The organism is Paenibacillus sp. R-74696 (genome assembly GCF_055814915.1).
On the sequence record NZ_JBPULM010000030.1, the window covers coordinates 1 to 23,288 of the forward strand.

At 48.3% G+C, this 23,288-nt stretch carries 20 protein-coding genes; 4 read left to right on the forward strand and 16 right to left on the reverse strand.

Annotated elements, in window-relative coordinates; translation table 11 throughout:
- Positions 1 to 421: hypothetical protein (locus ACSR9A_RS11705; RefSeq protein ID WP_473757410.1), on the forward strand; the 421-nt coding region annotated here is incomplete at its 5' end.
- Between the two features lie 42 nt (positions 422 to 463).
- On the opposite strand, the gene ACSR9A_RS11710 is transcribed toward ACSR9A_RS11705, so the two are convergent.
- From ACSR9A_RS11710 to ACSR9A_RS11720, 3 genes are all read right to left on the reverse strand, one after another.
- Positions 464 to 886 carry a DUF4259 domain-containing protein gene (locus ACSR9A_RS11710; protein ID WP_473757411.1) on the reverse strand — a complete coding sequence of 141 codons (423 nt, stop codon included), beginning with the start codon at positions 884 to 886 and terminating at the stop codon, positions 464 to 466.
- Positions 887 to 1,092: 206 nt separating this feature from the next.
- On the reverse strand, positions 1,093 to 1,539 hold the full coding sequence (locus tag ACSR9A_RS11715) for a GNAT family N-acetyltransferase (RefSeq protein WP_473757412.1): 447 nt from the start codon (positions 1,537 to 1,539) through the stop codon (positions 1,093 to 1,095).
- A 35-nt stretch (positions 1,540 to 1,574) separates the two neighbouring features.
- The gene (locus tag ACSR9A_RS11720) at positions 1,575 to 2,036 is read right to left on the reverse strand and encodes a GNAT family N-acetyltransferase (protein ID WP_473757413.1); all 462 of its coding nucleotides are present in this window, start codon (positions 2,034 to 2,036) and stop codon (positions 1,575 to 1,577) included.
- Positions 2,037 to 2,551: 515 nt separating this feature from the next.
- On the opposite strand from ACSR9A_RS11720, the gene ACSR9A_RS11725 reads away from it, so the two are divergent.
- Together ACSR9A_RS11725 and ACSR9A_RS11730 are read left to right on the forward strand one after the other, a co-directional pair.
- The gene (locus tag ACSR9A_RS11725; protein WP_473757414.1) at positions 2,552 to 2,686 is read left to right on the forward strand and encodes a hypothetical protein; all 135 of its coding nucleotides are present in this window, start codon (positions 2,552 to 2,554) and stop codon (positions 2,684 to 2,686) included.
- 725 nt (positions 2,687 to 3,411) lie between these two features.
- Positions 3,412 to 3,633, forward strand: coding sequence for a GNAT family N-acetyltransferase (locus ACSR9A_RS11730; RefSeq protein WP_473757415.1), 222 nt, complete (start codon positions 3,412 to 3,414; stop codon positions 3,631 to 3,633).
- Between the two features lie 78 nt (positions 3,634 to 3,711).
- On the opposite strand, the gene ACSR9A_RS11735 is transcribed toward ACSR9A_RS11730, so the two are convergent.
- From ACSR9A_RS11735 to moaA, 10 genes are all read right to left on the reverse strand, one after another.
- Entirely contained in the window at positions 3,712 to 4,884 is a 1,173-nt protein-coding gene (locus tag ACSR9A_RS11735) for a sugar ABC transporter permease (protein WP_473757978.1), read from the reverse strand.
- A 2-nt stretch (positions 4,885 to 4,886) separates the two neighbouring features.
- Positions 4,887 to 6,410 (reverse strand): xylose ABC transporter ATP-binding protein, encoded by a 1,524-nt coding sequence (locus ACSR9A_RS11740; protein WP_473757416.1) that lies wholly within the window; start codon positions 6,408 to 6,410, stop codon positions 4,887 to 4,889.
- An 85-nt stretch (positions 6,411 to 6,495) separates the two neighbouring features.
- On the reverse strand, positions 6,496 to 7,611 hold the full coding sequence (gene xylF, locus ACSR9A_RS11745) for a D-xylose ABC transporter substrate-binding protein (RefSeq protein WP_473757417.1): 1,116 nt from the start codon (positions 7,609 to 7,611) through the stop codon (positions 6,496 to 6,498).
- Between the two features lie 133 nt (positions 7,612 to 7,744).
- Positions 7,745 to 9,289: a response regulator gene (locus tag ACSR9A_RS11750; protein WP_473757418.1), complete on the reverse strand. Its 1,545-nt coding sequence runs from the start codon at positions 9,287 to 9,289 to the stop codon at positions 7,745 to 7,747.
- Between the two features lies 1 nt (position 9,290).
- On the reverse strand, positions 9,291 to 10,733 hold the full coding sequence (locus tag ACSR9A_RS11755) for a sensor histidine kinase (protein WP_473757419.1): 1,443 nt from the start codon (positions 10,731 to 10,733) through the stop codon (positions 9,291 to 9,293).
- Positions 10,730 to 11,707, reverse strand: a complete 978-nt coding sequence (locus tag ACSR9A_RS11760) for a substrate-binding domain-containing protein (protein WP_473757420.1) — start codon at positions 11,705 to 11,707, stop codon at positions 10,730 to 10,732. Before ACSR9A_RS11760 ends, ACSR9A_RS11755 begins: the two co-directional genes overlap by 4 nt.
- 470 nt (positions 11,708 to 12,177) lie before the next feature.
- A complete protein-coding gene (locus tag ACSR9A_RS11765) occupies positions 12,178 to 13,266 on the reverse strand; it encodes a low temperature requirement protein A (RefSeq protein ID WP_473757980.1) in 1,089 nt (362 codons plus the stop codon).
- Between the two features lie 230 nt (positions 13,267 to 13,496).
- Positions 13,497 to 15,218, reverse strand: a complete 1,722-nt coding sequence (gene cysI, locus ACSR9A_RS11770) for an assimilatory sulfite reductase (NADPH) hemoprotein subunit (protein WP_473757421.1) — start codon at positions 15,216 to 15,218, stop codon at positions 13,497 to 13,499.
- A gap of 36 nt (positions 15,219 to 15,254) precedes the next feature.
- A complete protein-coding gene (locus ACSR9A_RS11775) occupies positions 15,255 to 17,117 on the reverse strand; it encodes an assimilatory sulfite reductase (NADPH) flavoprotein subunit (RefSeq protein WP_473757981.1) in 1,863 nt (620 codons plus the stop codon).
- A 432-nt stretch (positions 17,118 to 17,549) separates the two neighbouring features.
- Positions 17,550 to 18,560 carry a GTP 3',8-cyclase MoaA gene (gene moaA / locus ACSR9A_RS11780; RefSeq protein WP_473757422.1) on the reverse strand — a complete coding sequence of 337 codons (1,011 nt, stop codon included), beginning with the start codon at positions 18,558 to 18,560 and terminating at the stop codon, positions 17,550 to 17,552.
- Positions 18,561 to 18,721: 161 nt separating this feature from the next.
- Between moaA and mobA the strand changes: the two genes are divergently transcribed.
- Positions 18,722 to 19,324: a molybdenum cofactor guanylyltransferase gene (gene mobA / locus ACSR9A_RS11785; protein ID WP_473757423.1), complete on the forward strand. Its 603-nt coding sequence runs from the start codon at positions 18,722 to 18,724 to the stop codon at positions 19,322 to 19,324.
- 3 nt (positions 19,325 to 19,327) lie between these two features.
- Here the strand turns inward: mobA and ACSR9A_RS11790 are convergent, their stop codons facing one another.
- The 3 genes from ACSR9A_RS11790 to ACSR9A_RS11800 form a co-directional block, all read right to left on the reverse strand.
- The gene (locus ACSR9A_RS11790) at positions 19,328 to 21,046 is read right to left on the reverse strand and encodes an ABC transporter ATP-binding protein (RefSeq protein ID WP_341278043.1); all 1,719 of its coding nucleotides are present in this window, start codon (positions 21,044 to 21,046) and stop codon (positions 19,328 to 19,330) included.
- A gap of 195 nt (positions 21,047 to 21,241) precedes the next feature.
- Positions 21,242 to 22,216 (reverse strand): diacylglycerol kinase catalytic domain-containing protein, encoded by a 975-nt coding sequence (locus ACSR9A_RS11795; RefSeq protein ID WP_473757424.1) that lies wholly within the window; start codon positions 22,214 to 22,216, stop codon positions 21,242 to 21,244.
- The gene (locus ACSR9A_RS11800; RefSeq protein WP_473757425.1) at positions 22,213 to 23,277 is read right to left on the reverse strand and encodes an SPFH domain-containing protein; all 1,065 of its coding nucleotides are present in this window, start codon (positions 23,275 to 23,277) and stop codon (positions 22,213 to 22,215) included. Before ACSR9A_RS11800 ends, ACSR9A_RS11795 begins: the two co-directional genes overlap by 4 nt.
- Between the last annotated feature and the right edge of the window lie 11 nt (positions 23,278 to 23,288).

Consider the following 23,288-nt stretch of genomic DNA (forward strand, 5'->3'; position numbering starts at 1 on the left):
GGATTATCATCCCTTCTTTGTTTATTCCATCTCTGTTAAGTCTGATCATGAAAGCACGGGTTTTTTTGCGAGAAATGAAGGTATCCCTTTTCCCTATTACGGACAATGGGCAGAGGATGAGTTGCCGTGCATCATGCTTTCCTTTCCAAAAGGCTTTCAAATCAATGTGGAGGATGAACAAGGAAACTATTATATTTATGAGGATATTCGGGAGCATCAGCCGTTAGCTTATGCGTTTTTTGATGAAATCACAAAAGATATTAAAAAAATGACAAAACCGCTTCGTTTTTCGGTACATGCAGCAACAGCAGATGCTTTGCAAGAGCAAAAGCCACCTGTGCGCATAAGCCATCATGCGATGACTGATATGGTTAACTCTTGGATTTTCACAAAATATAAGCTGATGATGAACAGCAAATAGGCTGCAATCGCTTAATGCGGCTGCAGCCGTTTTTTTCACAATTTAAACCTGCTCTGATAAAATACGAACTACATTTCCCATATGGTTAATCCAGTCCGGATCTCCATCCCGTAGTTCATACAGCTCGCGTTCTCCGCCTTTATTATCCAGCACCTGCTGAACCAATTGTTTCAACTCGAGCAGATCCTCCGTTTCCCAGACGATCTCCTTCAAACCACTCAGAGCCTCGTATTGCGTCTTGCCGTTTTCGATATAGGCGCACACAATTTCAGCTAGAGCAATAGCTGAATTATCATAAAGGAAATCCTCCTCTTCCGGATCTTCCGCAAGGAATCCGAGCTCTCTATAATGAGCTAAAAGCTCCTTCAACTTAAAAGACTGGCGGTCCACTGCAAATTTGCTTAAAGCATCAAGTACGTCAAGTCCTTCATCGCTTTCCAACGATGCTGTTCCCCATGATCCCATCGTATTACGCACCTTTCTATTTGTAATTCTATTATTTTAACATGAATTGGAATTTCGTTTAATGATCCTTAAGCAACATTCTGTAGCCCCGGTCTGAGAAAATAGGCATATGTATCTATCACAAAAGGTGGATACAACGAGCGTTAATCATCTATTTTGCACTCGGGCAATGGCTTCTAAGTTCCAGCAACAGGGAGACAAACATCTCACATAAAATAAACCAAAATAATATCCCCGTTTCCTTCCAACTCTCCCGTTTCTACGAACCCTAAATCCTTATAGAGTTTATTTGCGGTTATATTGTGTGGGATATGTGATACCCTGATTTGTTTACAGTCCACCTTGGCACTAAGCATCTTAATTACTTCTTCAATCGCCGCTTTTCCATAACCCTTTCTCTGAAATCTCTCGTCAATCATAAATCTCAGAATCCAATAATAACCGTCTTTATATATTTCATTATCAAAAAGTATAAACCCGACCATTATTCCTTCAGAAAAAATGCCGTATGGAACAGATGTAGGTTCATTTGCTGCATGTAATAGTGAATCCTCATTACTTGCAACCAAGTCTATCTGTTGGCTGCTCACGCTTAATTGGGTACACTCGCTTTCGAACTCTTTTATAATCTTATGTAATTTAATAATAGTCAAAGCGTAAACCGCCTCCATTATGAAATGAATACCGTTCAGTTGAGTTGCATGGTATAGATAATCTCCCCATCCTGGTTCGAACGGTATCCTCTGATAAAACCTATTCCTTCATACAAATTTTGTGCAATAAAATTCTCTTTTTCCACAGTTAAGGAAATTAACCTGCAATTCGAATGATTTTCCTTAATAAAATTAATGATTTGAACCATTGCTTTTTTTCCATAGCCTTTCCGTTGGTGCTTTTGGTCAATTTGAAATCCGCCGATCCAATAATTATCAGAACTGTGGGGCGTGTACGAAATATAAAAGAACCCAATGATTTTTCCATTTATGGATTGGACAAACGGGTCTAACGCTTCATCCCATGGTTTGATATAGGCATAGGCGAGCGACTGAATCACTGACGGAACGAAGTCCCTCTGTTCCTCACTGACAGAAATCTCCATCGCTTCTTCCCAATTTTGGGTGGTCACTGGTTGGATAATGATTTGCTCCATGTCTTCTCCTCTTAATCGATAATCCATTTTTTTTGAAACAATTGTGGTACGCTGACGAGAAAATAAAATGTCTGTTTGCAGCATGAATATAGTGTTATACGAGCCATTCTCTGAAAATCTCTGACCTTCAAAATGCCCAGAAACCCATATGTATCAAGGGATTCCTGCGCTTTTCGAGGAACACGAATATCCTTCAAATAACCCGGTTTTTCGTGCAAGTTATACGAATCCCGCTCCCCTCCTTCGCATATCCACTTTGGTTCGCATAACTCCATAAGGAGGAAATGCGAAGTGCCGAACAAAGAAAGCGAACTTCAGTAGGGAGAGCAATCGTCGTTATCGCAATGGCTTGGAAAAACTCCACCAGCATCTCGATGATTTGGAGCTACAACTACGAGATCTCTCACCTTCCGTCTTCAAAAAGCAGGTGCTGCCCAGTCTGCTTGACGAGGGTCTAACTTTACGTACTCTTAATTGTAACCTGCACATCTATAAGTCTTTTGCTCAGCTTTTATATGAAAAAGGGTGGACTGCCGAGCTCTTTGGTGCAGTTTGCCAAGAAATATTTATTAAATGGCGGCGATGTCTTCACGCTCAAGAGCGTAATGGGGCACGCGCAAATCGAGACGACTGAAATGTATGTGGAATGATTTGCTAGCGACTTACAAGCCCAGCATGAGAAGTTCATCCTGTCGAACATTTAGCCGAAGCACTTCACCTGCTGTCAGAAAGTGAGGTGAATGGGAAATGAATATTCGTCGTCGACAGAACAAGCTGGAAAACGCAGAGAATCCAAGCCAGACTAAATAACAACTCAGTTTTGAAGATCTGCTTCATTCCTTTATTCTCGATTGCAAGGCCAAAAACCTTTCACCGCTAACACTTCGTTTCTATCAGGACAGCGCCAAGCAGATGAAAAAAGCCTTTCTGGCGCAGCAAGTGCCGTTTGATATCTATACGGTATCGATTCGCGAAATCAAAATCATTTTATTGCCTATCTGTTCGACCAAGGCAGATCAGACAACACGGTAAATGGACGAATCAAGGCCATAAAGCAGTTTTTCAAGTACTTGTTTGAAGAAGGCTGGCTAACAGAGAATATCGCCAACGATCTCCATATGTACGCTTATGGTTGCGCGGCGGACATTACCGGCGTTAGAGTCTCCCCGCATACGTTCCGACATATGATGGAGAAATTTTATATTTTGAACGGTAGAGATCCTTTTACACTTAGACGAATTCTTGGCCATGCTTCATTAATAATGGTCGACTACTATGTCGAATTGTTCAGACGATATCAAGCAGCAGCATAAGAAATTTAGTCCTGTTGAGAATATGAAACGAATTCTATGAATATTGAGATGAGGCGGCGAAAGTGCCGCTTTTCCTTTTTGGCTTCGAAGAGCTTGACCTTCACAAAATTCATGCGGCAGCGATGAGCAAAAACCCCGCTTCCTCCAGCGTCATGAAAAAAGTGGGAATGAAGTATGAGGGCACTTTTCTACAGCATTATTTGAAATGGGATAACTACGAGGATATTGACTATTACGGCCTATTGCGCGAGGACTATTTGAACGGATTACAAGCTCAACCATAAGCTAATCAAATGAAACGGGAGGTGCATTTTCCAAATGCGCCCCCCGTTCATCCAGCCTCCTACTGCATTGCTGCAAGCTTAAACCTTCTTCCGCTGCCTCGTATAAATGTCCACGTACACCGCGAGAATGAGAATGCCTCCTTTGACGATATACTGCCAAAAGGACTCTAAATTCATTAAGCTCATGCCGTTGTCCAAGCTCGCCATGACGAGCGCACCAATAATAGCTCCTACGATGGTTCCGGTACCACCCATCAGGCTTGTTCCCCCGATCACGCATGCCGCAATGGCATCCAGCTCGTAGTTTTGCCCGGAGCTCATCGTTGCCGCATTCAGTCGGGCTGTCAGAACAAGCGCAGCGATCGCAGCTAACGTATTACAGAGAACGAATACCAGCAGAATGCGCCGCTTGATATTGATGCCTGATAGACGCGCTGCCTCGGCATTTCCGCCGATAGCATAGACTTGACGTCCGAACGTCGTATTCTTCGAAATGAAAGTGAAAATGAGTGCCAGTACGATGACCATTACGAAGGGAACAGGAATGCCCTTATAGCTGTTCATCAAATACACGAAGCCGATGACAAGCGCGCCAATGACACCCAAACGCAGCACGCTTACCGCAAAAGGCTCTACATCGAACCCGAATTTCGCTCTAGCCGACCGTTTGCGCATGACCAAATAACCAGCCACCGCCAAAGCGGCAATGCCAAAAATCCAGCCAATTAAATCGCCTACATAAGATTGTCCGATCGCTTTCATGGAAGGCGTCAGCGGAGCAATCGTCACACTTCCTGTCGTCCCAAACAAAATGCCCCGGAAGATAAGCATCCCGCCTAAGGTGACGATAAACGCCGGAACAGCCCGGTAAGCAATGATCCAGCCCTGGATGAAGCCGATTGCAGCGCCGATGGCCATAGTGGCTATAATGACCGGAAATGTATTCCATTCGTACCATACATTCAGGATCGCTGCGATGCCCCCGGTCAACCCCACAAGTGAGCCAACAGACAAATCAATCTGACCAGCAACGATAACGAGAACCATCCCGATAGCCATAATAGACGTTACCGACATTTGCAAAAATAAATTCGAAATATTCGTTGGCGACAAGAAGCGCTCATGCAGCAATGAAAACAACACCCATATGGACAATAGCGCGCCAATCATCGTATAGGCACGAGCATCAAATTTAAACCAATTCGGACGCCGCTTTGTTTTCGTTTGGTTGAATACGGTTTCTTGATTCATGCTCATCGTCCTTTTCCTCCTGTGGCAGCCGTCATGATCATTTCCTGTGTCGCTTCCTCAGCAGCAAATTCCCCCATATGCTTGCCCTCTGCAATAACCATAATTCGGTGACTCATGCCAAGCAGCTCCGGCAGCTCCGAGGATACCATAATGATGGAAACGCCCTGCGCAATCAATTCATTCATAATGTTGTAAATTTCGAATTTGGCGCCTACGTCAATCCCGCGTGTCGGCTCATCCAAAATCAATATTTTCGGAACCGTCATCAGCCATTTGCCGAGCACCACTTTTTGTTGATTGCCTCCGCTTAATGTGCCTACAATCGTCTCCACCGAGTTCGCCTTCACGCGCAGCGAGCGCAAATATTGATTGCCTGCCGCTATTTCTTCATTCGGGCGAAGAATGCCGCCAGAGGAAATCGCGCCAAGACTCGCTAAGCTCACGTTGCTCTTGATATCCATGCCAAGCACAAGACCATATTTTTTCCTGTCCTCCGATACAAGCGCCAAGCCTGCCTTGATCGCTTGCTGGGTATTTTTGAGCTTGACTGGCTTGCCCTCAATTTCGATCGTCCCTTGGTTTTGCCCGCCATAGGAGCCAAACAAGCTCATGACAAGCTCCGTTCTGCCCGCCCCCATCAACCCGGCAATACCTAGAATCTCACCCTTGCGCAGCTCAAAGCTAAGATTGTCAATGACCTTCTTCCCCTGACGCTCGGGATTCATAACGGTATAGTCTGTTACCTTCAACACAACCTCGCCTGGAATCGCTGCCTTTCTAGGAAAGCGCTCCTTCAGCTCTCGTCCTACCATAAGCGAAATAACTTTATCCTCGTTGACTTCGGCGATCGGATAGGTGCCCACCGTCTGCCCGTCACGGAGCACCGTTACCGTATCCGCGATTGCAAACACCTCATTAAGCTTATGGGAGATATAAATACAGGTAACGTCCCGTTTCTTGAACTCCCGCAAAATGCCGAGCAGTATCTCGACCTCCTGCTCCGTCAATGCTGCTGTCGGCTCATCTAAAATCAGGATGTTTGCCCGCTTGGACAGTGCTTTGGCGATCTCAATCTGCTGCTGCTTTCCGATCCCGAGCGCACCAATCGGATGCTCCGGATTTACGTCATGCAGGCCAACCTCTTTCAGCCACCGCTCGCTTTCTTTGAACACCCGCTCCCAGTTGATGATGCCAAAGACTGCGGGCTCCTTGCCGAGGAACAAGTTCTCGCCGATCGACAGCTCCTTCACAAGGGCAAGCTCTTGATAGATGATAGCGATGCCCGCTTCTTCCGCATCTTTAATTTTGCCGAAGCGCTTCTCTTCGCCGTTGATCATGATTTGCCCATCGTAGGTGCCATGCGGATAAAGCCCGCTAAGCACCTTCATCAAAGTGGACTTGCCAGCGCCGTTCTCGCCGCATAACGCATGCACCTCGCCTTTTTTTACCGAAAAGGTTACGTCGTTCAACGCCTTAACGCCTGGAAATTGTTTTGTAATGTTGCGCATCTCTAATGCAGCCGTCATCCCTTAAACACCTCCGAAAATAACAAAGAGGGGAGGCGCGTCATGTTGCCCATCGCTTCATCCCCTCATTCTTCGTCGCAAGCCTCTATTTCGCGTTTTTGTATACATCTTCTTTGGAATGGAAGCCGTCCGCAATCACTGTCGCATCGATATTCGTTTTGTCAACAGCAACGGGATCAAGCAAGACCGAAGGCACATCGATTTTACCGTTATTGACCGATTTATCCGCGCCAACGTTCTCACCTTTGGCAAGCTTCACCGCTAGCTCGGCCGCTTTCTCAGCTAAATCCTTGATCGGCTTGTAAACCGTCATCGTTTGTGTGCCTTCAACGATACGCTGTGCTGCCGCAAGCTCGGCGTCTTGGCCGGATACTGGAATTTTGCCAGAGATCCCTTGAGCAGCCAGTGCCTGGATAACGCCGCCTGCCGTACCGTCATTTGCCGCAACAACGGCGTCGATTTTATTATCGTTTGCTGTAAGCGCATTCTCCATATTCGTAAGTGCGTTCGCTGGATTCCAATCCTTCGTCCATTGGTCGAAGACAACCTGAATGTCACCGCTGTCAATAAGAGGTTGCAAAATATTAAACGCGCCTTTTTTGAACAAATGAGCATTATTGTCGGTTTCCGAGCCGCCAATGTAAACGAATTTTCCTTTTGGCGCTAGCTTCACGATAGCCTCAGCCTGCATTTCGCCTACTTTTTCGTTATCAAATGAGATATACAGATCGAGGTCGGAGTTTTTGATCAAGCGGTCATACGCTAGCACTTTAATGCCTGCAGCATGGGCTTTTTCTACGATAGCAGCGGTAGCTTCCGCATTATGAGGAACAACGACCAGCACGTCTACGCCTTGGCTGATCAAATTTTCCGCTTGCGAGATTTGCTTCGCATCATCGCTATTCGCTGCCTGTACTTCTACCTTCGCGCCCAGTGCCTCGGCTGCCGCAATGAACAAATCGCGGTCACGCTGCCAGCGTTCCTCTTGAAGCGTATCCAGCGAGAAGCCAATGACCAGCTTTTCATCCCCTGACTTGGCATTGTTCGCCTTCCCGGTCGTTTCTTTCGTGCCTGATCCAGAACCTTCTTTTCCGTTGCCGTTGCCGTTGCCGTTGCCGTTGCCGCCCGAGCAAGCTGACAGAACAAGAATCAAAGCTAATGCAATGGATACAACCCCGCCTCTTGTCAAACGTTTCCCCATTTTCTTCGCTCCCTTATCTCACAAAATGTAACTGCTTATATTTTCAAATATAGCATACATTTGGAACAGGCGAGCAAACCACTTCCAGCACTCTTTTGCGATCATCTGCATTTTTTTAAGATGGATTGCCCTCTCATCGCTTACTACCTATAATCGCCCGCCGGTAATCGGTTGGGGATGCGCCGCACACCTTTTTGAACACCTTGCTGAAATAATTGGGATCGTTATAGCCCACTTCAAACGTGATCTCCTTTAAGCTGCGTTCCGGGTCAGCCATCAGCTTCTTTGCTTTCTCAATTCTGCACTCGGTGAGAAAATCGATATAGTTGATGCCCTCCTGATCCTTGAACATTTTACTCATATAAAAGGGACTCAGCCCTATTCGATTCGCCATCATCTCCAGTGAAATCTCTTTCTCGGAATGTTCTATAATGTACTGCTTCATTCGACCTACCGCATCGGGCTGTACATTTGCTTGATGGACTTCAAGCGTAGACATCATCTTGCTGAGCAAACACTCGGTTTCGGCGCGCAGCTGCTGGTACTGCCGTACTTGAAAGGAAAATAATGGCTTCTCAATCTCAATTCCCATTTCCATAGCCACACGGGCGATGAGCCATAACCGCTCCAGTACATATTGCCCCGATTCCGTCAGGGAGGCCTGATTCTGGTCACAGCGGTCAATTAAGCCCATAATCATTTTCCGCACCTCCGGCCACTGCCCTAAACGAATTCGGTCAACGAACTGCCTCTCTGTTTCTTTGTCCTGATAACCGCTTCCGAAAGTGTCTTCCCTATCCATCTCTCCATAAAATTGATGCTTGGCGGGCTGCTCCGTATTGGCGCTTGCAAGCAGTGCTTCCTGGTAGGATAACCGAACATTGCCAAGTCCCGCGTAGCAGCTACCTATTCCTATGAAAAAGTCTCCGCCAGCGGAACGCTGCAGCAGCAGAAGCTGCTGCACGAGCGATGCCGCCTGCGCGCGGAACGTTTTGGCCTCCTCGCGGAACACGATAAACGGAATTTGACGGCCCGACATGGCCCCTACCCAGCCTTTTCCTACCTCTCTCACCTTTGCTTTCAATGTGCTATAGAGCGCTTCTGCCGCTCCTTCGCTTGGCAGCATCAAGAGCATGACGAATGCCTCACTTGTAATTTCTCCTCCTAGAAGCTGAAGCATGTCATTAATATGTACTTCATGGACATGGTCGAACAGCAGCTGCATTACAACATCCGATTCCACTAGCGGCATCATCTTCCGCAGCTTCTCCTCGTCAAGCAAACGCTGCTCCAGTATGGTTTTTTCCTGCAGAATTTCATCGATAACCTTGCCGATAACGGCTATAATTTCACTCGCCTTGCTAGGCTTGAGCAAATAATCCTTAACCCCCAGCTTAATCGCCTTACGGGCATAATCAAATGTGTCGTAAGCCGTTACCATAATAAATTTTGCATCTGGCAAAAAGACCGATATCCGCTCAATGGCTTCAATTCCGTTTACGCCTGGCATTTTAATATCCATCAGAATAAGGTCCGGCTGCCACTCACTTGCCAATTCAATCGCTTTTGCGCCATTTCTCGCTTGCTTAAATTCACAGGTGGGAAAGCCCTTGTGCAAAATCGCCTGCAAGCCTTCGCGTTCTACCTGTTCGTCATCCACAATTAATAGTTTAAGCATGCTAGCCTTCGCTCCCCGCCAATGGTATTTTTATCGTTACCTTGGTTCCGCAGCCGGGTTCACTGTCAATGGAAATGACATCCTCAGCGCCGACGAACAGCCGCAGCCGCTTAACCACGTTGCTGAAGCCTATTCCCGTAGAGTGCCCCAGACCATCGGCGTTGCCGCCCTCCATCAAAATATGGTTCACCTTCTCAGCCGTCATGCCAGCTCCGTCATCCTCAATTTCAATCCAAACACATTGCTCTCTTTCATAAATCCGAAGCGTTATGCTCCCCCCATCCTCAAGCGGCTCCACGGCATGAATTACCGCATTTTCAATAATGGGCTGAAGCGTAAGGCAGGGAAGCTTGAGCTGAAGGCAGCTCTCATCGACCTCCTGCTCAAATCGCAGCCGATCGGTGAAGCGTGCACTTTGAATCTCGATATATTTCAAAGCAACCGACAGTTCTTCCTCAAGCGTTACCGCCCGGTCCAGACGGCGCAAATTATAGCGCAGCAAGCCAGCGACGCTTGCAATTAAATCGCTTGTTTCTTCGGAACCATCGAGATAAGCTTTCTTAGAGAGGGTATCTAGTGTGTTAAACAAGAAGTGGGGGTTAATCTGGCTTTGCAGGCTGATCAGCTGGCTTTCCTTCAGGAGCAGCTTGCTTTGCTGCAGCTCACTCTCAAGCTGAGCCTTCTGTTGAATCTCGGAGATTAAATTGTTGATATTTACGCGCATGCGGTCAAACGTCTTCGCGAGGAATGAAATTTCGTCGTTGGAGTGTACTTCAATCGGTTTGTCGAAGCGCCCGCGCGATAGCTCCTTGGCGGCCACCGTCAGCTTCTGAATCGGCCGGGTAATGCTGAGGGAAAACCAGTAGGTAAACAGCAATAGTATAATCGTAATTAAGGAGAGCAGCCAAGCGCCAAGCCGTTTTAGCTCTGTGCTTTGCTCAATAATGCCGCGGTAAAATGCATCGTACGTCCGCACCTCTTTGTCAATAAGGGTAATCGTCGTCTCGGCAATATATTTGTCAATGCGAGTTGCCTCCTCGAACTTCTCAGTCGATTGCTCCGCGTTTCCTTGTCCGAGAAACATAACCGTCAAATCCGCTGAAGCGATCAGGCTATCAATCATATTGATATAGCTCGTCAGGGTAAAAGCGTTGTCTTTATTACGCAGTGTGACCGTCTGCAGCTTTGCCATCAGCATGTTTTTTTTGTTCTGGTTAAGCTTGCTCAGCTTAAACGCAGATGGCTTTTGCATATAGTCATTTAAAGCAATAATCGTCTGGTGGCTGTGATCAGTTACTTCATTCATGCGCAAATAGCGCTGAAGAATATCATTATATTGCGCTTGTGTTTTCTGATTATAGTAAGTGAGCACGACCCAAATCAAAACCATAATGGACAGTACAATAACCGACATTGTCAAAATTTTCCGATGTATGCTGTTCATCGTGTTTCCCCCGCCCGCAGTACCTTGATGTCCGTAAAATAACCGTCAGGGTTTAGCGGCACCTGCTCGCCAGTCAGCCACTTGATCATATGGGTGACGCTTTCCTCTCCCATCGCCTCCGGGGACTGTGCGATTAACGAATCAATTTTGCCCTGCTGCATCAAGGTCAACGTTTCTGGCGAATCATCGAAAGAATAGATGTAAAATGGCTCGACCTGCTTCCGTTTGCTAATTTCCTGAATAATAGAGCCTGCATGATTCGCAGACACGGCAACAAAGGCATCCACGTTAGGGGCCTCGTTCAGCAGCTTATTCGTAGCGCTGGCCACATCCACACGCGAATCGCCTGCCGCAACGATCAGCGTTTCGATCTGGGGATACGGCTTCAGTACATTTAAAATGCCCGTTAGGCGCGAGCGCTGGAAATATTCCTGACGGTCCGAGACCATCAGCACCACTCTGCCCGCGAAGCCCATATCCGACACCAGCTGGCGCGCGATCATGCTGCCTGCTTCCAAATGATCAGAGCCGACATAGGTCCGGCGCAGGCTCTCATTCATCGGAACATCGTTTGCGACGGTAATAATCGGAATGCCGCTGCTTGCGGCCTTCACCTTGGTCAAGCTTTTGAATTCATCCGTATCCAGTCCCTGCACAATAATGCCATCTACCTTCGATACAATTGCAACCTCAATATTTTTCAGAAAATCATCGCGATTCGAGCCGTAGGTGCCCCATACCTCCAAGCTTGCACCATAGCGCTCAGCTGCTGCCATAGCCCCATTCTCCACCTTCGCCCAAAACGGAGTATCCAGCTCGCTTGTAATGAGTACGAGCCGGTAGCTGTTATGCTGCTCCGATGTAAGCGCAGGCTCAATTAAATTGGAGGAGAACACCTTTATCATCGAGGCTAGCGTGAAAAACAAAATAATCAAACATCCAGCAAACAAGCTGACGAACATCGATTTGCGCAAGCCCCTGGCCCCCTGCCCGCATAATAACGCATCCATTTTGATAACGTTTTCATATTTAAATCATAATGAATGCCGCGCTTGCTGTCCAGCCAAATGAATGATTCAATAACTCTCTCAACACGCTTTTTTAAAAAATCTCTTGGGGGCGGGGCTGCTAATTCAATTTTATGTATATAAACATTGGCTATTATGCTGATTTTATCAGCTTCGTATATCACGTAAAATCAGGTGTGCATATCTTTTTCTGCGGATAACCTTCATGTGCCTGTTTCGTATATCTGGGCTGAAAAAATCAAAGTTATGCGAAAACAAAGCAACAAAAGCGAAGCGGGAAAACAGGAAAAACCCTTGCTGCACAAGGGCTCAAGGGTTTTTTGAAGGGTCGAAAAATGGTTCGCATAATATTTTCTCGATAATCCAGCGTTTTATAAGTGAACCATTCATCTTTGACAGCGTTCATCCTTTGAATGTTAAGCCGTTGTTTTGGCAAATACAATAAAAAACAGTACGAGTTCCAGCAGCACGACCGTCGGCGGCACTACAACGAGCAAGTTCACGCTGAATAAAACAAGCAGCAGCAGAAACAGCAGCGCAATATGCTTCACGGTTGGACGCAAATGCTCAAAACGGTAGCTGTATAACACGCACATAACCGACAGAAAATAAATGAGCACAGAGCCAAAAACAAATCCAAGCATAAAGCCATATTCCAGTTTGTTTAAAAATACCAGCTGAATCGAAGCAGCGATCATGCAAAGCGATAAATAGATAAACAAATGACCGTAAATAATCGTCTGCCCCGCCGTTCGCTTCGTTTTATCCACATTTTTCTCCATGTTCTCGAAATATTGCCACCAAATCGCAATGACGAGAATAAAGGAGAGTGCAACGAATGCAATAGAAGTAAAGCTCATATCTCCAGCATCCAAAATCGAAAGCAGGCTAACGACCGATTCCCCCAGCAAAATCAGCGTAAACAGCGAAAAACGCTCCAGTAAATGAGGGGTATGGATCGGCGTGACAACGAGATGCTTGCGGCCAATTAACGGAACGATGATGTCCAAAATAATGCCCGCATACAAAATCGCGTAACGCAGCCACGAATCAAAAAACAAGGAACATGACGATACCGCTATCCCCAGCCAAAAATAAGTACCGAAGAAGCGTGCGGTTTGCAGCTTATGCAGCACCTCTGAACGTGCCGTAAGCAAATATTGCACGGTCGTTATAATCCGAAGCCCGATATAACCAATAAAAAAGGGCACATAATACGCGTCAAAATCAACATTCAAGCTTGCTGTCATAATAAGGACGAAAAACATTTGCACCACGATAAATAATCGGTGCTTCAGCGTATCCTGTCCAAAACGATTGTTGTACATCGTCTGTCCAACCCATGCCCACCAAATCGGCACAAAAATCAAGATGAATTTGGATAAATGCTCCCAAGTAATGCTGCTATGCTCGACATGAAGCAGCACATGTGTGGCCTTGGAGACGGCCGCGACAAACAATAAATCATAAAACAGCTCCAGCCACGTTACTTTTTTTTCCGGCATCATCGCTATGACGTGCTCCTCTCTTTACATATGTCCAATTGCATTCTCTATCTCTACATCGACTCAATTATTATAAGCATCAGCCGCTCAATAGGCAATATGCGAAATAAGGCCTGGAGCCAATGCCCCAGACCTTATTTCCTATCTATCGTTTTGAGAAAAATAGAGCAGCTGGCAAGCGTATGATCTGCCTTTTCCAAGCTCGCCTGTTATAGCCTGCAGCGGAGCCTCTAGTCGTGGAAATTAAGCCCCGACGTCGTAGCCTTCACATAACCATTGCGAATGACGAAATCTCCGAAATGCTCGCCCTGCTCGCGCTCTTTCGCGAAGCGGTTAATAATAGGCGTCAGCGTGCTGATGATTTCCGTTTCATCAATATTTTCCTTGTACATCTTGTTCAAACGGTCGCCGTTGAAGCTTGCGCCCAAATACATATTATATTTGCCTGGCGATTTTCCGATAAATGAAATTTCACCCAGCGCTGGGCGGCCACAGCCGTTCGGGCAGCCTGTCATGCGAATAACGATGGACTCGTCACGCAGACCAGCTTCATCCATGACCACATCCAGCTTGTCGATCAAAGTCGGCAAATACCGCTCTGCTTCCGCCATCGCAAGGCCACAGGTAGGCAGCGCTACGCAGGAAATCGAGCTGCGGCGCAAAGCAGAATAATGCAGGCCATCTGTCAGCTTATATTGCTCGATCAGCTCCAAAATTTTACGTTTTTTCTGCGTCGTAATATTGGCAATAACGAGATTCTGGTTCGGCGAAAGGCGGAAGTCTCCGGTATGGATCTTCGCAATTTCACGGAGGCCCGTCATCAGCTTGTAGTCGCCTTCATCTTGAATCCGCCCGCTTTGAATGTACAGCGTCAGGTTCCATTTGCCGTTTGTGCCTTTAAGCCAGCCATAGCGGTCGCCATTGCTGTCGAAGTGGAATTCGCGCGGCGCTTCCAGCTTCCAGCCCATTCTTTTGTGCAGCTCGTCAACAAACCAGTCCAGACCGTGGCGATCAATCGTGTATTTGAAACGGGCATTTTTACGAACAGAGCGATTGCCATAATCGCGTTGAATCATAACTGTTTTCTCGGCAACGTCAATCGTTTGCTCAGGCGTACAGAAGCCAATAACGCGGCCAAGCTGCGGATAGGTCGCCGTATCGCCATGCGTCATGCCCATGCCGCCGCCAACGGTTACGTTGAAGCCGACGAGCTTGCCCTTTTCCAAAATCGCAATGTAGCCCAGATCCTGAGAATAAACATCTACATCGTTGGATGGCGGAACGGCCATCCCGATTTTGAATTTACGCGGCAAGTAAACCGGTCCATAGATCGGTTCCACTTCGCCAGCAGCTTCCGAGCTTTCTACCTTCTCGCCATCCAGCCAAATTTCATGATACGCAGGTGTGCGCGGCGCGAGGTGATTGTTAATAAGTCTTGCCCACTCATTCACTTGCTCATGAGCCTCAGACAAATGCGGGTTAGGATTGCTCATCACATTACGATTAACATCGCCACAGGCAGCAAGCGTCGTCATGAGCTTGTCGTTGATCGTACGGATCGTCTTTTTCAAATTCCATTTCAACACGCCGTGCATTTGGAAAGCCTGACGAGTCGTCAGACGCAGCGTTCCGTTCCCGTACTTATGGGCCAGTTCGTCCATCGCCAGCCATTGCTCGGATGTTGCTACACCACCAGGCACAACGACGCGGAGCATGAACTGGTATGCAGCCTCCAGCTTCTGCTTCTCGCGCTCATTGCGAAGATCCCGGTCATCCTGCATATAGCTGCCGTGGAATTTCATCAAGCGGTTGTCGTCCTCCGGCAAGCTTCCTGTAACCGGATTGCGAAGCGTCTCAACGAGCGCTCCACGCAAGTAATTGCTCTCTATTTTAATATGTTCAACATCGCTCGGCGGGCCGCCGATAGGCTTTACGATTTGATCATTTGCCATTGCTGCTTTCTCCTCTCGCACTCGCTTTAAGTCGGTTTAGTACACATCGCGCTGGTAGCGCTGCTGCTGCTGCATGTCGGCGAGATAAGCCTCTGCTTTCTCGCGGCTAATGCCGCCTTCCTGCTCAATGACCGTAATGAGTGCGGAATGCACATCATGTGCCATATGCTTTTCGTCGCCGCACACATATACATGGGCGCCGGCTTGCAGCCATTCATACAGCTCCTTGCCTTGCTCCAGAATACGGTGTTGTACATACACCTTCTCTTCCGAGTCGCGTGAGAACGCAACGTCCAGCTTCGTCAGAACGCCGTCCTTCAGCATGCGCTGCCAGTCCGTTTGATACAGAAAGTCCGTTACGAAATGGCGGTCGCCATAAAATAACCAAGATTTCCCTTCCGCTCCCGTTTCCTCGCGCTCCTCCATGAATGCCCGGAAAGGTGCTACGCCTGTGCCTGGACCGATCATGATAACCGGGGTTTCGGCGCTTGCCGGCAGCTTGAAATTCGGGTTGTTCTGAATATAAATCGGTACGGTATCGCCTGGCTCCAGACGCTCTGCCGTATGAATCGAGCATACGCCGTAACGCTCGCGGCCATTTGCTTCATAACGCACGGCGCGAATCGTCAGATGCACCTCGTCCGGGTTGGCCTGGAAACTGCTCGCAATGGAATAAAGACGTGCTGGCAGCTTGCGCAAAATACCGACAAATGCAGCAGGCGACCAGTTCCAAGGCGCAAAATCCTGCACCAGATCAAGTAAATCGCGGCCGTTGATGTAATCCTTCAGCTCTTTCTCCTTGCCGGGCGCTGCAAGCTCTTGAAGCCCGCTATTGGCCGAAAGCTTCGCAGCCTGCTCCAGCAGCGGCTTCGTCAATACTGTAATTTCATAATGCTTCAGAAGCGCTTCGCGCAGCGAGCCTTCTTCGCCTTTTTTGTTAAATGGAACCTTCTCATCCGCGCTCCAGCCCAAAGCCTGAATCAGCTCGTCTACAAGCTTCGGATGATTTTCTGGAAAAAGACCCAGACAATCGCCCGGCTCATATTGCAGGCTCGATCCGTCAAGCGACAGCTCCAGATGGCGCGTCTCGCGGTCTGAACCGCGACCGTTCAAATTAATGTTCGCGAGCACTTCCGCATGAAACGGATTTGTACGCGAATATTCGGATTCAGTCGAGCTAACCGAAGCGGTTGTGGATACAGCTGCTGGCTGTGCAGCTGCCGATCCATTCAAACGCTCGTTTAACGCTGCCGCAACTTGATTGAACCACTCTGCTGCCGGCTCATCATAATCCAAGTCGCAATCGATACGCGGCGTCAGGCGCTTGCCACCCAGTTCCTCAAGACGAACGTCGAAATCTTTACCCGTCTGGCAGAAGAATTCATACGAAGTATCACCGAGCGACAGAACGGAGAAATACAATTCATCCAGCTGCGGCGCTCTTTTGCTATATAGGAACTCATGGAAGGAGATTGCATTATCCGGCGGTTCGCCTTCTCCATGTGTACTTGCAATAATCAATAAATTTTCAACCTTCTTCAAGCCATTAGGCTTGAATTTGTTCATTGCGGCCAATGTAACCTGGAAGCCGTTTGCCTCAAGCTTGCTTGCAAGCTTGCCGGACAGCCGCTGGCTGTTGCCTGTCTGTGATCCAAATAAAATCGTCACTTCGCGCGAGCCTGCTGGCTGAGCGGGTGCTGACAGCGCTTCCCCTTCTACAGCAAGTGCTGCGCTTAATTGCGGCTCTGCACTAATAGGGGCAAAAGCTGCTGTGCTCTGAACTGCGGACAAATATCCGCATAACCATATATGCTGCGATTCCGTCAAAGTTGGCAGAAGGCGGTTAAGAAGCTCAACCTGCTCCTGATTAAAAGGACTGTTCGTCACCTGAAGTTGCAACAAAATCCACCTCTCATAAACATGAAATCATACTATTTTAAAATATAGGAAAGGATATGATTTTCTCATCCTTTCTCTATATTTCTCAGACTGAAACGCGCCGCGCCGCCAAAGGACGGCTTTCGACCGTTTCACCTTGTAAACTGCGCTTACACACTTTAGTCCATCATTAATATTCAAACTAACATATTAAGTGCAATCGGGCAATGCGCACATTACCACCTAATTTTTCCTAAAAAGTCGATTCAGGAGCAAAATGTGGCTAAATCCGAGTGAAATGGGGGTATTTCACCCTAATTTAGCCTTATAAATTAAGAATTATGATAATTTCCATTAGAAAAAGTGATAGACGATTATGATGTTTTTTTCACAAAAAACCACGCTTCTCGCAGAAGCGTGGTGGATGGCCTTAGCCGGTCACTCTTTATGAAATTAGCCGCCGATATGAGACATTTCGATTTTCGCAGGCGACTGGGTACGGGTAGCCCGTTCCTCCGAATAACGATCATCGCGATTCGTCCAAATGCGGGCGATGGATTCCCGAATCGACTCATCCGTTCCGTCACCGCGCAGCAGCTCCATTAAATTATAGCCCTTCGAGGCAAACAGGCAGGTGTACAGCTTACCTTCAGCTGATATGCGTGCCCGTGTACAGGTGCTGCAAAAAGCGTCGCTGACGGAGGAAATAAAACCGATTTCCCCCGATCCATCCAGGTAGCGATAGCGTGAAGCAACCTCGCCTACATAATGGGCTTCCACCGGCTCAAGCGGCAGGTGCTCTTCCAGAAGCTGCAAAATCTGCTTGCTTGAAAAAACGTGATCCCACTTCCAGCCATTTGAATTGCCCACATCCATATATTCAATGAACCGAAGAATATGTCCCTTTTCGCGAAAATAAGCTGCCATCGGCCATATATCCTGATCATTGGTGCCCTTCTGGACAACCATATTGACTTTGACTGGCATGCCTGCCGCAGAAGCCGCTTCAATGCCATCCAGCACGGCCTGTACGCCGCTGCGGTTTCCGTTCATTAGCCGGAACCGCTCGTCATTCAGCGAATCCAGACTGACCGTTACCCGCCGCATTCCAGCTTCCGCAAGTGCAGCAGCCGATTTGGGAAGCAGAACCCCATTGGTCGTGAGTGCAATATCCTCAACGCCCGGGATTGCATTCAAGCGCTTGATCAGCGTTGGCAAATCTTTTCTAAGCAGCGGCTCTCCGCCGGTAATTCTAAGCTTCTTGACGCCCAATGATACAAAAATCGTTACGAGCCGTTCTATCTCATCAAAGCTGAGCACCTTGTCCTCAGGCAAAAACGGATAGTCCTTGCCGAAAATTTCGGCCGGCATACAATAACGGCAGCGGAAATTACAACGGTCGGTAACAGATATGCGCAGGTCCCGCAGACCACGGCTCATTTGATCCTTTATTGAATGCTCCAAGCTCCTCACCTCAGGTTATACAAAAGAGAATGTTGTTTAATGATGGCCTCATACTTTACACTATGGTAAATAGCGAATAAGTTCTTTACATTATGAATAGAGGTCAAGTATTTGTCAATGTTCCTGACATCAACGAATTATGGAAAGCAAGGTGAACGAGGATGAACCTGGAAGCCATTGTGCTTGCCGGAGGAGAGAGCCGCCGCATGCAGCAGCGTAAAGAATTGCTCCTTATTAATGGCAAGCCTGTTATCCAAATCATAACTGAGCAGCTAAGTGTTCTTACAGACCGCATTTCTATCATTACTAATGAGCCTGAATTATATCCCTTCCTTGCTCCCTCTATTACAATTAAGCCTGATATCTTTCCAAGTCTTGGCCCGATTGCCGGACTGCATGCCGGAATGAGCGATCAGGAACCGGACACGGTTTACGTTGTCGCGGCCTGTGACTATCCACTGCTCACCGCTGCGCCTTTTATTGAAATGCTGGCGCTGCTTGGCAGCCATCCAGCCAAAGATGCTGTCATCCCGATCATCGAGGAGCGAAGCCATCCTTTGTTTGCCATCTTCCATGGACGAACGCTGGGCAAATGGGCCGCCGCGCTGTATAGCCGAAATCTGAAGGTCATGGATGTGCTCCCCCAGCTGTCCATCATTCCTTACAAGCCTGACAATCCGGCGATTGCCAAGCAGTTCATTAATATGAATACGCCGGAGGATTATCAGGCCATTCTATCTAGCGTAAACGGCCTTTCGCCGTAATGGCTAGACCGTGCTGTATTGGGCTTGATGCAGCTTGCTGTAAATGCCTCCTGCCGCAACCAGCTCTTGGTGCCTTCCTTGCTCAGCTATGCCGCTCTCGTCGACGACAATGATGCGATCCGCATTTTTGATCGTCGTCAGGCGGTGGGCAATGACTAGCGTCGTTCTGCCTACGGACAGGTCGGACAGCGATTTTTGAATCGCGACTTCCGTCTCCGTATCAAGTGCCGAGGTCGCTTCATCGAGGATGAGAATCGGCGGATTTTTCAAAAACATTCGAGCAATCGACAGGCGCTGCTTTTGTCCACCCGAAAGCTTGACGCCGCGCTCTCCAATAATGGTATCCAGCCCTTCAGGCATTTTTCTGATCAAATCTTCAAGCGATGCCCGGCGCGCCGCCTCCCAAATTTCGTCCTCTGTTGCCTTCAAGTTTCCATAAGCAATATTTTCGCGAATGGAGCCCGAGAACAGGAACACATCCTGCTGCACGATTCCAATATTTTTGCGCAGCGATTCCAGCTTAATGTCCCGAATATCTTTGCCGTCTACCGTAATACTGCCCGCAAGCACATCATAAAACCTCGGCAATAGGCTGCAAATCGTCGTTTTCCCTGCGCCAGACGGCCCGACGAATGCCACAGTCTCTCCAGCGTTAATATCCAAATTGATTTTCTGCAAAATCATATTGTTCGTTTCATAACCAAAGCTCACGTCATGAAAACGGACATTACCGACGACTTTTTTGAGCTCTGTCGCATTTGGGCGATCTTCAATGTCAGGTTCTGTATCAATGATTTCCGTGTAACGTCTGAAGCCGGCGATGCCTTTTGGATAGCTTTCGATAACCGCGTTGATTTTCTCAATCGGGCGGAAGAAAATGTTCGAAAGCAAAATGAACGCCATAAATTCACCCATATCCAGCTTCCCCTGAATAAAGAAGTAAGCGCCGCAAATCATGACAAAAATCGTAACGAGACGCATCATCATATAGCTGACGGAAATGCTTTTCGCCATCGTTTTGTAAGCGAGCAGCTTCGTCAGGCGGAAATTTTGGTTGTCTACGGAAAACAGCTTTTTCTCATGCTCTTCGTTCGCAAACGATTGAACGACGCGAATGCCGCCGACATTGTCTTCAATACGGGCGTTAAAGTTGCCGACATCGCCGAACAAGCGACGGTACGTTTTGCTCATTTTGCCGCCGAAGACGATAATCAGCCAAGCCATAACCGGAATAATGATGAAGGTTATAAGTGCAAGCTCGAGGTTAATGTAGGCCATCAGCGAGAAGGAGCCGATAAGCGTCATAACCGCAATAAATACATCCTCTGGTCCGTGATGCGCTACTTCGCCAATATCATTCAGGTCATTCGTAATGCGGCCGATCAAATGCCCCGTCTTGTGATTGTCGAAGAAGCGGAAGCTGAGCTTTTGGATATGGTCGAACATTTTGCGCCGCATATCCGTTTCAATGTTAATGCCTAGCATATGCCCCCAGTAGGTAACGACATAATTCAGCGCCGTATTGAGCGCATAAACGGCAAGCAGCCCCGCACAGGCAGCAACGATCAGCGTCCAATTCTGGCTGGGAAGCAAATCGTTAATAAATTGACTGACCGCAAGCGGGAAAGCCAGCTCCAGCAATCCGGCAAGAATGGCGCAGCCGAAATCAAGAAAGAACAGCCCCTTATAGGGACGATAATACGAAAAAAATCGACGCAGCATTTCAAAATCACTCTCTCATCTCTAGATTAGGTTCACAAGCGTATTCCTGCTAATCCGAATCATCCCCATCAACCCATGCCCCAATTATAGCATGATTGCTGCGGACTGGCGTGCGAATCTCCCTATAGATTTCCAAAATGATCGCGCCCTGCGCCCTGTTCTTATTCTTGTGCTTGTTCTTGTTCTAAACTTTGCTTAAATAACGAGATGTCCCTGTCGATCAGCGGGTCCAATCGTTGCCTCAAGCCCTGAATGGAAAGTAAGGAAATCACTCTCTACCCCGTCGCTGAAAATAACACCGTCTTCCGGCATTTGCGACATGATTCGCAGCTTGCGCTGCCCGTTGATCTGCCCGAACACTATCGAAGCTGCGGTCGTCCGGCTTGGAAATGGCTCTCTCACTGTAAAATAAAGCGAGTCCACCGACCAGTCCAGCCACCGTTTTGCCTGTTCCTCAGGCGCGCCTAAATTTTCCGGTGTGAGCGTCAGCGGCTGGTGTGTCGCGCTGCTTACAATGCCCGCTGCCCCGGCAAGCACGCTGCGCAGCCAGCCGCTTGCGCCGAGGCCGGTCGACACAATGATGCCGCTGGAGGAGTGCTGCTCAGCATGCTGCTCGAGCTTAATTTCATACCGTGCCGATACATGGGTTTTGCGGCCGATAAACAAATCGTTAACGCCGTATAGGCACTGGCCATTGTTGAGCTGCGCCATTGCCAGCGTAACAGGCTGAACCCGGCGCTTGCCGCGCAGCACCTCGGGAATAAGCAGGCGCAAATCGCCAACCGTGAAGGGCAGCAGCACGCCTTCCCAGCGCTGCGGCTCTGGATTGACGCCAATGAGCGGCTGGCGGTCCAAATATTTTAGCGTACCCGCGACTAGCCCATCTGGGCCAATTACGACGACGATATCGTGGTCGCCGAATAGGAAGCTGGGCACATGCTCGCGATCCAGCACTTGAACTCTGCCCTGCTGCTCCAGCTCGCTTACCGTCATTGATACAGCATTTTGATACACGTCATTTTCCAGCCAATAGTCGCCAAAGTCAGCGCCAAGCCGCTCAATGTAAAACTTCGCCTGCTGCACCGTATTGTAGCGAACGAGCAGTTCCTCCAGCCTCGTCTTCCGCTTTACGACGATAAACTTTGCATCTGCACCCGATGCCCGGCTCATCGTCCTGCCCCTCCTCTAGCTTCAGGCTTGCCCGAGCCCGACCCATTGCCAGCTCCGGGAATCAGGCTTTGCAGCAGATCCGGCGAAATATTCAGCTGCCCAATTCGCTCCGCTTTTTCCGCCATTTCCTGGAATGCAATCGCAATGAGCTTATTCGAATCCATGCCCATATTCGTCATCGCATGCAGCACATACGGCTGGGTGTCATGCAGCGACTTCATAACAGCGGCGAGCTCATACGCCTTGGCATCCGCCTCAGACCGCTTGTTTGCAGCAGCCAGCTCAATTATCGCTTGCTTCTTCTCCTCAAGCTGCGTATCAAATTGCAGCTGCACCTCTTTAAGCTCGTTTTGCTTCTGGCGCACCGAGCGCTCCGCATCAAGCTGCGCTTCGCGAATTTGCCTCTTCTTCAGCTCAACCGCAATATCCGTGTTCAGCTCATTTTCCTTCACGCGCCGCTCCTGCTCTATGGAGGAATTTCGCCGCACGTACAGCGCCTCATCCGCATCCTGAAGCATTTGCTCGCGCGACTGCGCTTCAAGTGCCCGCATCGTCTCCTTGTTCGGCAGCACCGCCAAAATAGATAAGCCCATCAGCTCGATGCCCAGCTTCGTCAGCTCCTCATGCTGGCTGATGTCCTGTCTAATCATTTTCGCCAGCCGTTCGCTCGATTGGATCGCTTCCTTAAGCGGCAGCTGCGCCAGCTGTTTCTTCGTCAGCACCTTGGCAAGTTGAATCATACGCTGGGACAGCTTAAGCGGATCGTCGGAAATATAGGCTTTTTTCTTTATATTGTACGTATAATTCATAATTTCCATCATTTTGCGGTAGTCCACAATCCGGTAGGTCAGCTGACCCTGCACCGTTACCGTCTGGTAATCGCGAGTAATCTCTTCAAACATAAAAGGCACATCGATTGAGGAAATCGGAATGACGACCACCGAGGACGCCCGCTCATAATAATAGAAGGACAGACCAACGCCCTCTTTCACAACCTTCCCGTTCTTCACCTGAATAATATAATCGCTCGGTTGAAACTTAACGAATTCGAATCCAAACATGGCTCGTTCCC

Excerpts from the sequence above, each read along its gene's own strand:
- ACSR9A_RS11800 (WP_473757425.1), bottom strand. The coding sequence starts at position 23,277 with ATGTTTGGATTCGAATTCGTTAAGTTTCAACCGAGCGATTATATTATT.
- ACSR9A_RS11795 (WP_473757424.1), bottom strand. The coding sequence starts at position 22,216 with ATGAGCCGGGCATCGGGTGCAGATGCAAAGTTTATCGTCGTAAAGCGG.
- xylF (WP_473757417.1), bottom strand. The coding sequence starts at position 7,611 with ATGGGGAAACGTTTGACAAGAGGCGGGGTTGTATCCATTGCATTAGCT.
- ACSR9A_RS11755 (WP_473757419.1), bottom strand. The coding sequence starts at position 10,733 with ATGAACAGCATACATCGGAAAATTTTGACAATGTCGGTTATTGTACTG.
- ACSR9A_RS11765 (WP_473757980.1), bottom strand. The coding sequence starts at position 13,266 with ATGCCGGAAAAAAAAGTAACGTGGCTGGAGCTGTTTTATGATTTATTG.
- ACSR9A_RS11710 (WP_473757411.1), bottom strand. The coding sequence starts at position 886 with ATGGGATCATGGGGAACAGCATCGTTGGAAAGCGATGAAGGACTTGAC.
- ACSR9A_RS11740 (WP_473757416.1), bottom strand. The coding sequence starts at position 6,410 with ATGACGGCTGCATTAGAGATGCGCAACATTACAAAACAATTTCCAGGC.
- ACSR9A_RS11750 (WP_473757418.1), bottom strand. The coding sequence starts at position 9,289 with ATGCTTAAACTATTAATTGTGGATGACGAACAGGTAGAACGCGAAGGC.
- ACSR9A_RS11735 (WP_473757978.1), bottom strand. The coding sequence starts at position 4,884 with ATGAATCAAGAAACCGTATTCAACCAAACGAAAACAAAGCGGCGTCCG.
- mobA (WP_473757423.1), top strand. The coding sequence starts at position 18,722 with ATGAACCTGGAAGCCATTGTGCTTGCCGGAGGAGAGAGCCGCCGCATG.
- ACSR9A_RS11720 (WP_473757413.1), bottom strand. The coding sequence starts at position 2,036 with ATGGAGCAAATCATTATCCAACCAGTGACCACCCAAAATTGGGAAGAA.
- ACSR9A_RS11790 (WP_341278043.1), bottom strand. The coding sequence starts at position 21,046 with ATGCTGCGTCGATTTTTTTCGTATTATCGTCCCTATAAGGGGCTGTTC.
- cysI (WP_473757421.1), bottom strand. The coding sequence starts at position 15,218 with ATGGCAAATGATCAAATCGTAAAGCCTATCGGCGGCCCGCCGAGCGAT.
- ACSR9A_RS11725 (WP_473757414.1), top strand. The coding sequence starts at position 2,552 with ATGAAAAAGGGTGGACTGCCGAGCTCTTTGGTGCAGTTTGCCAAGAAA.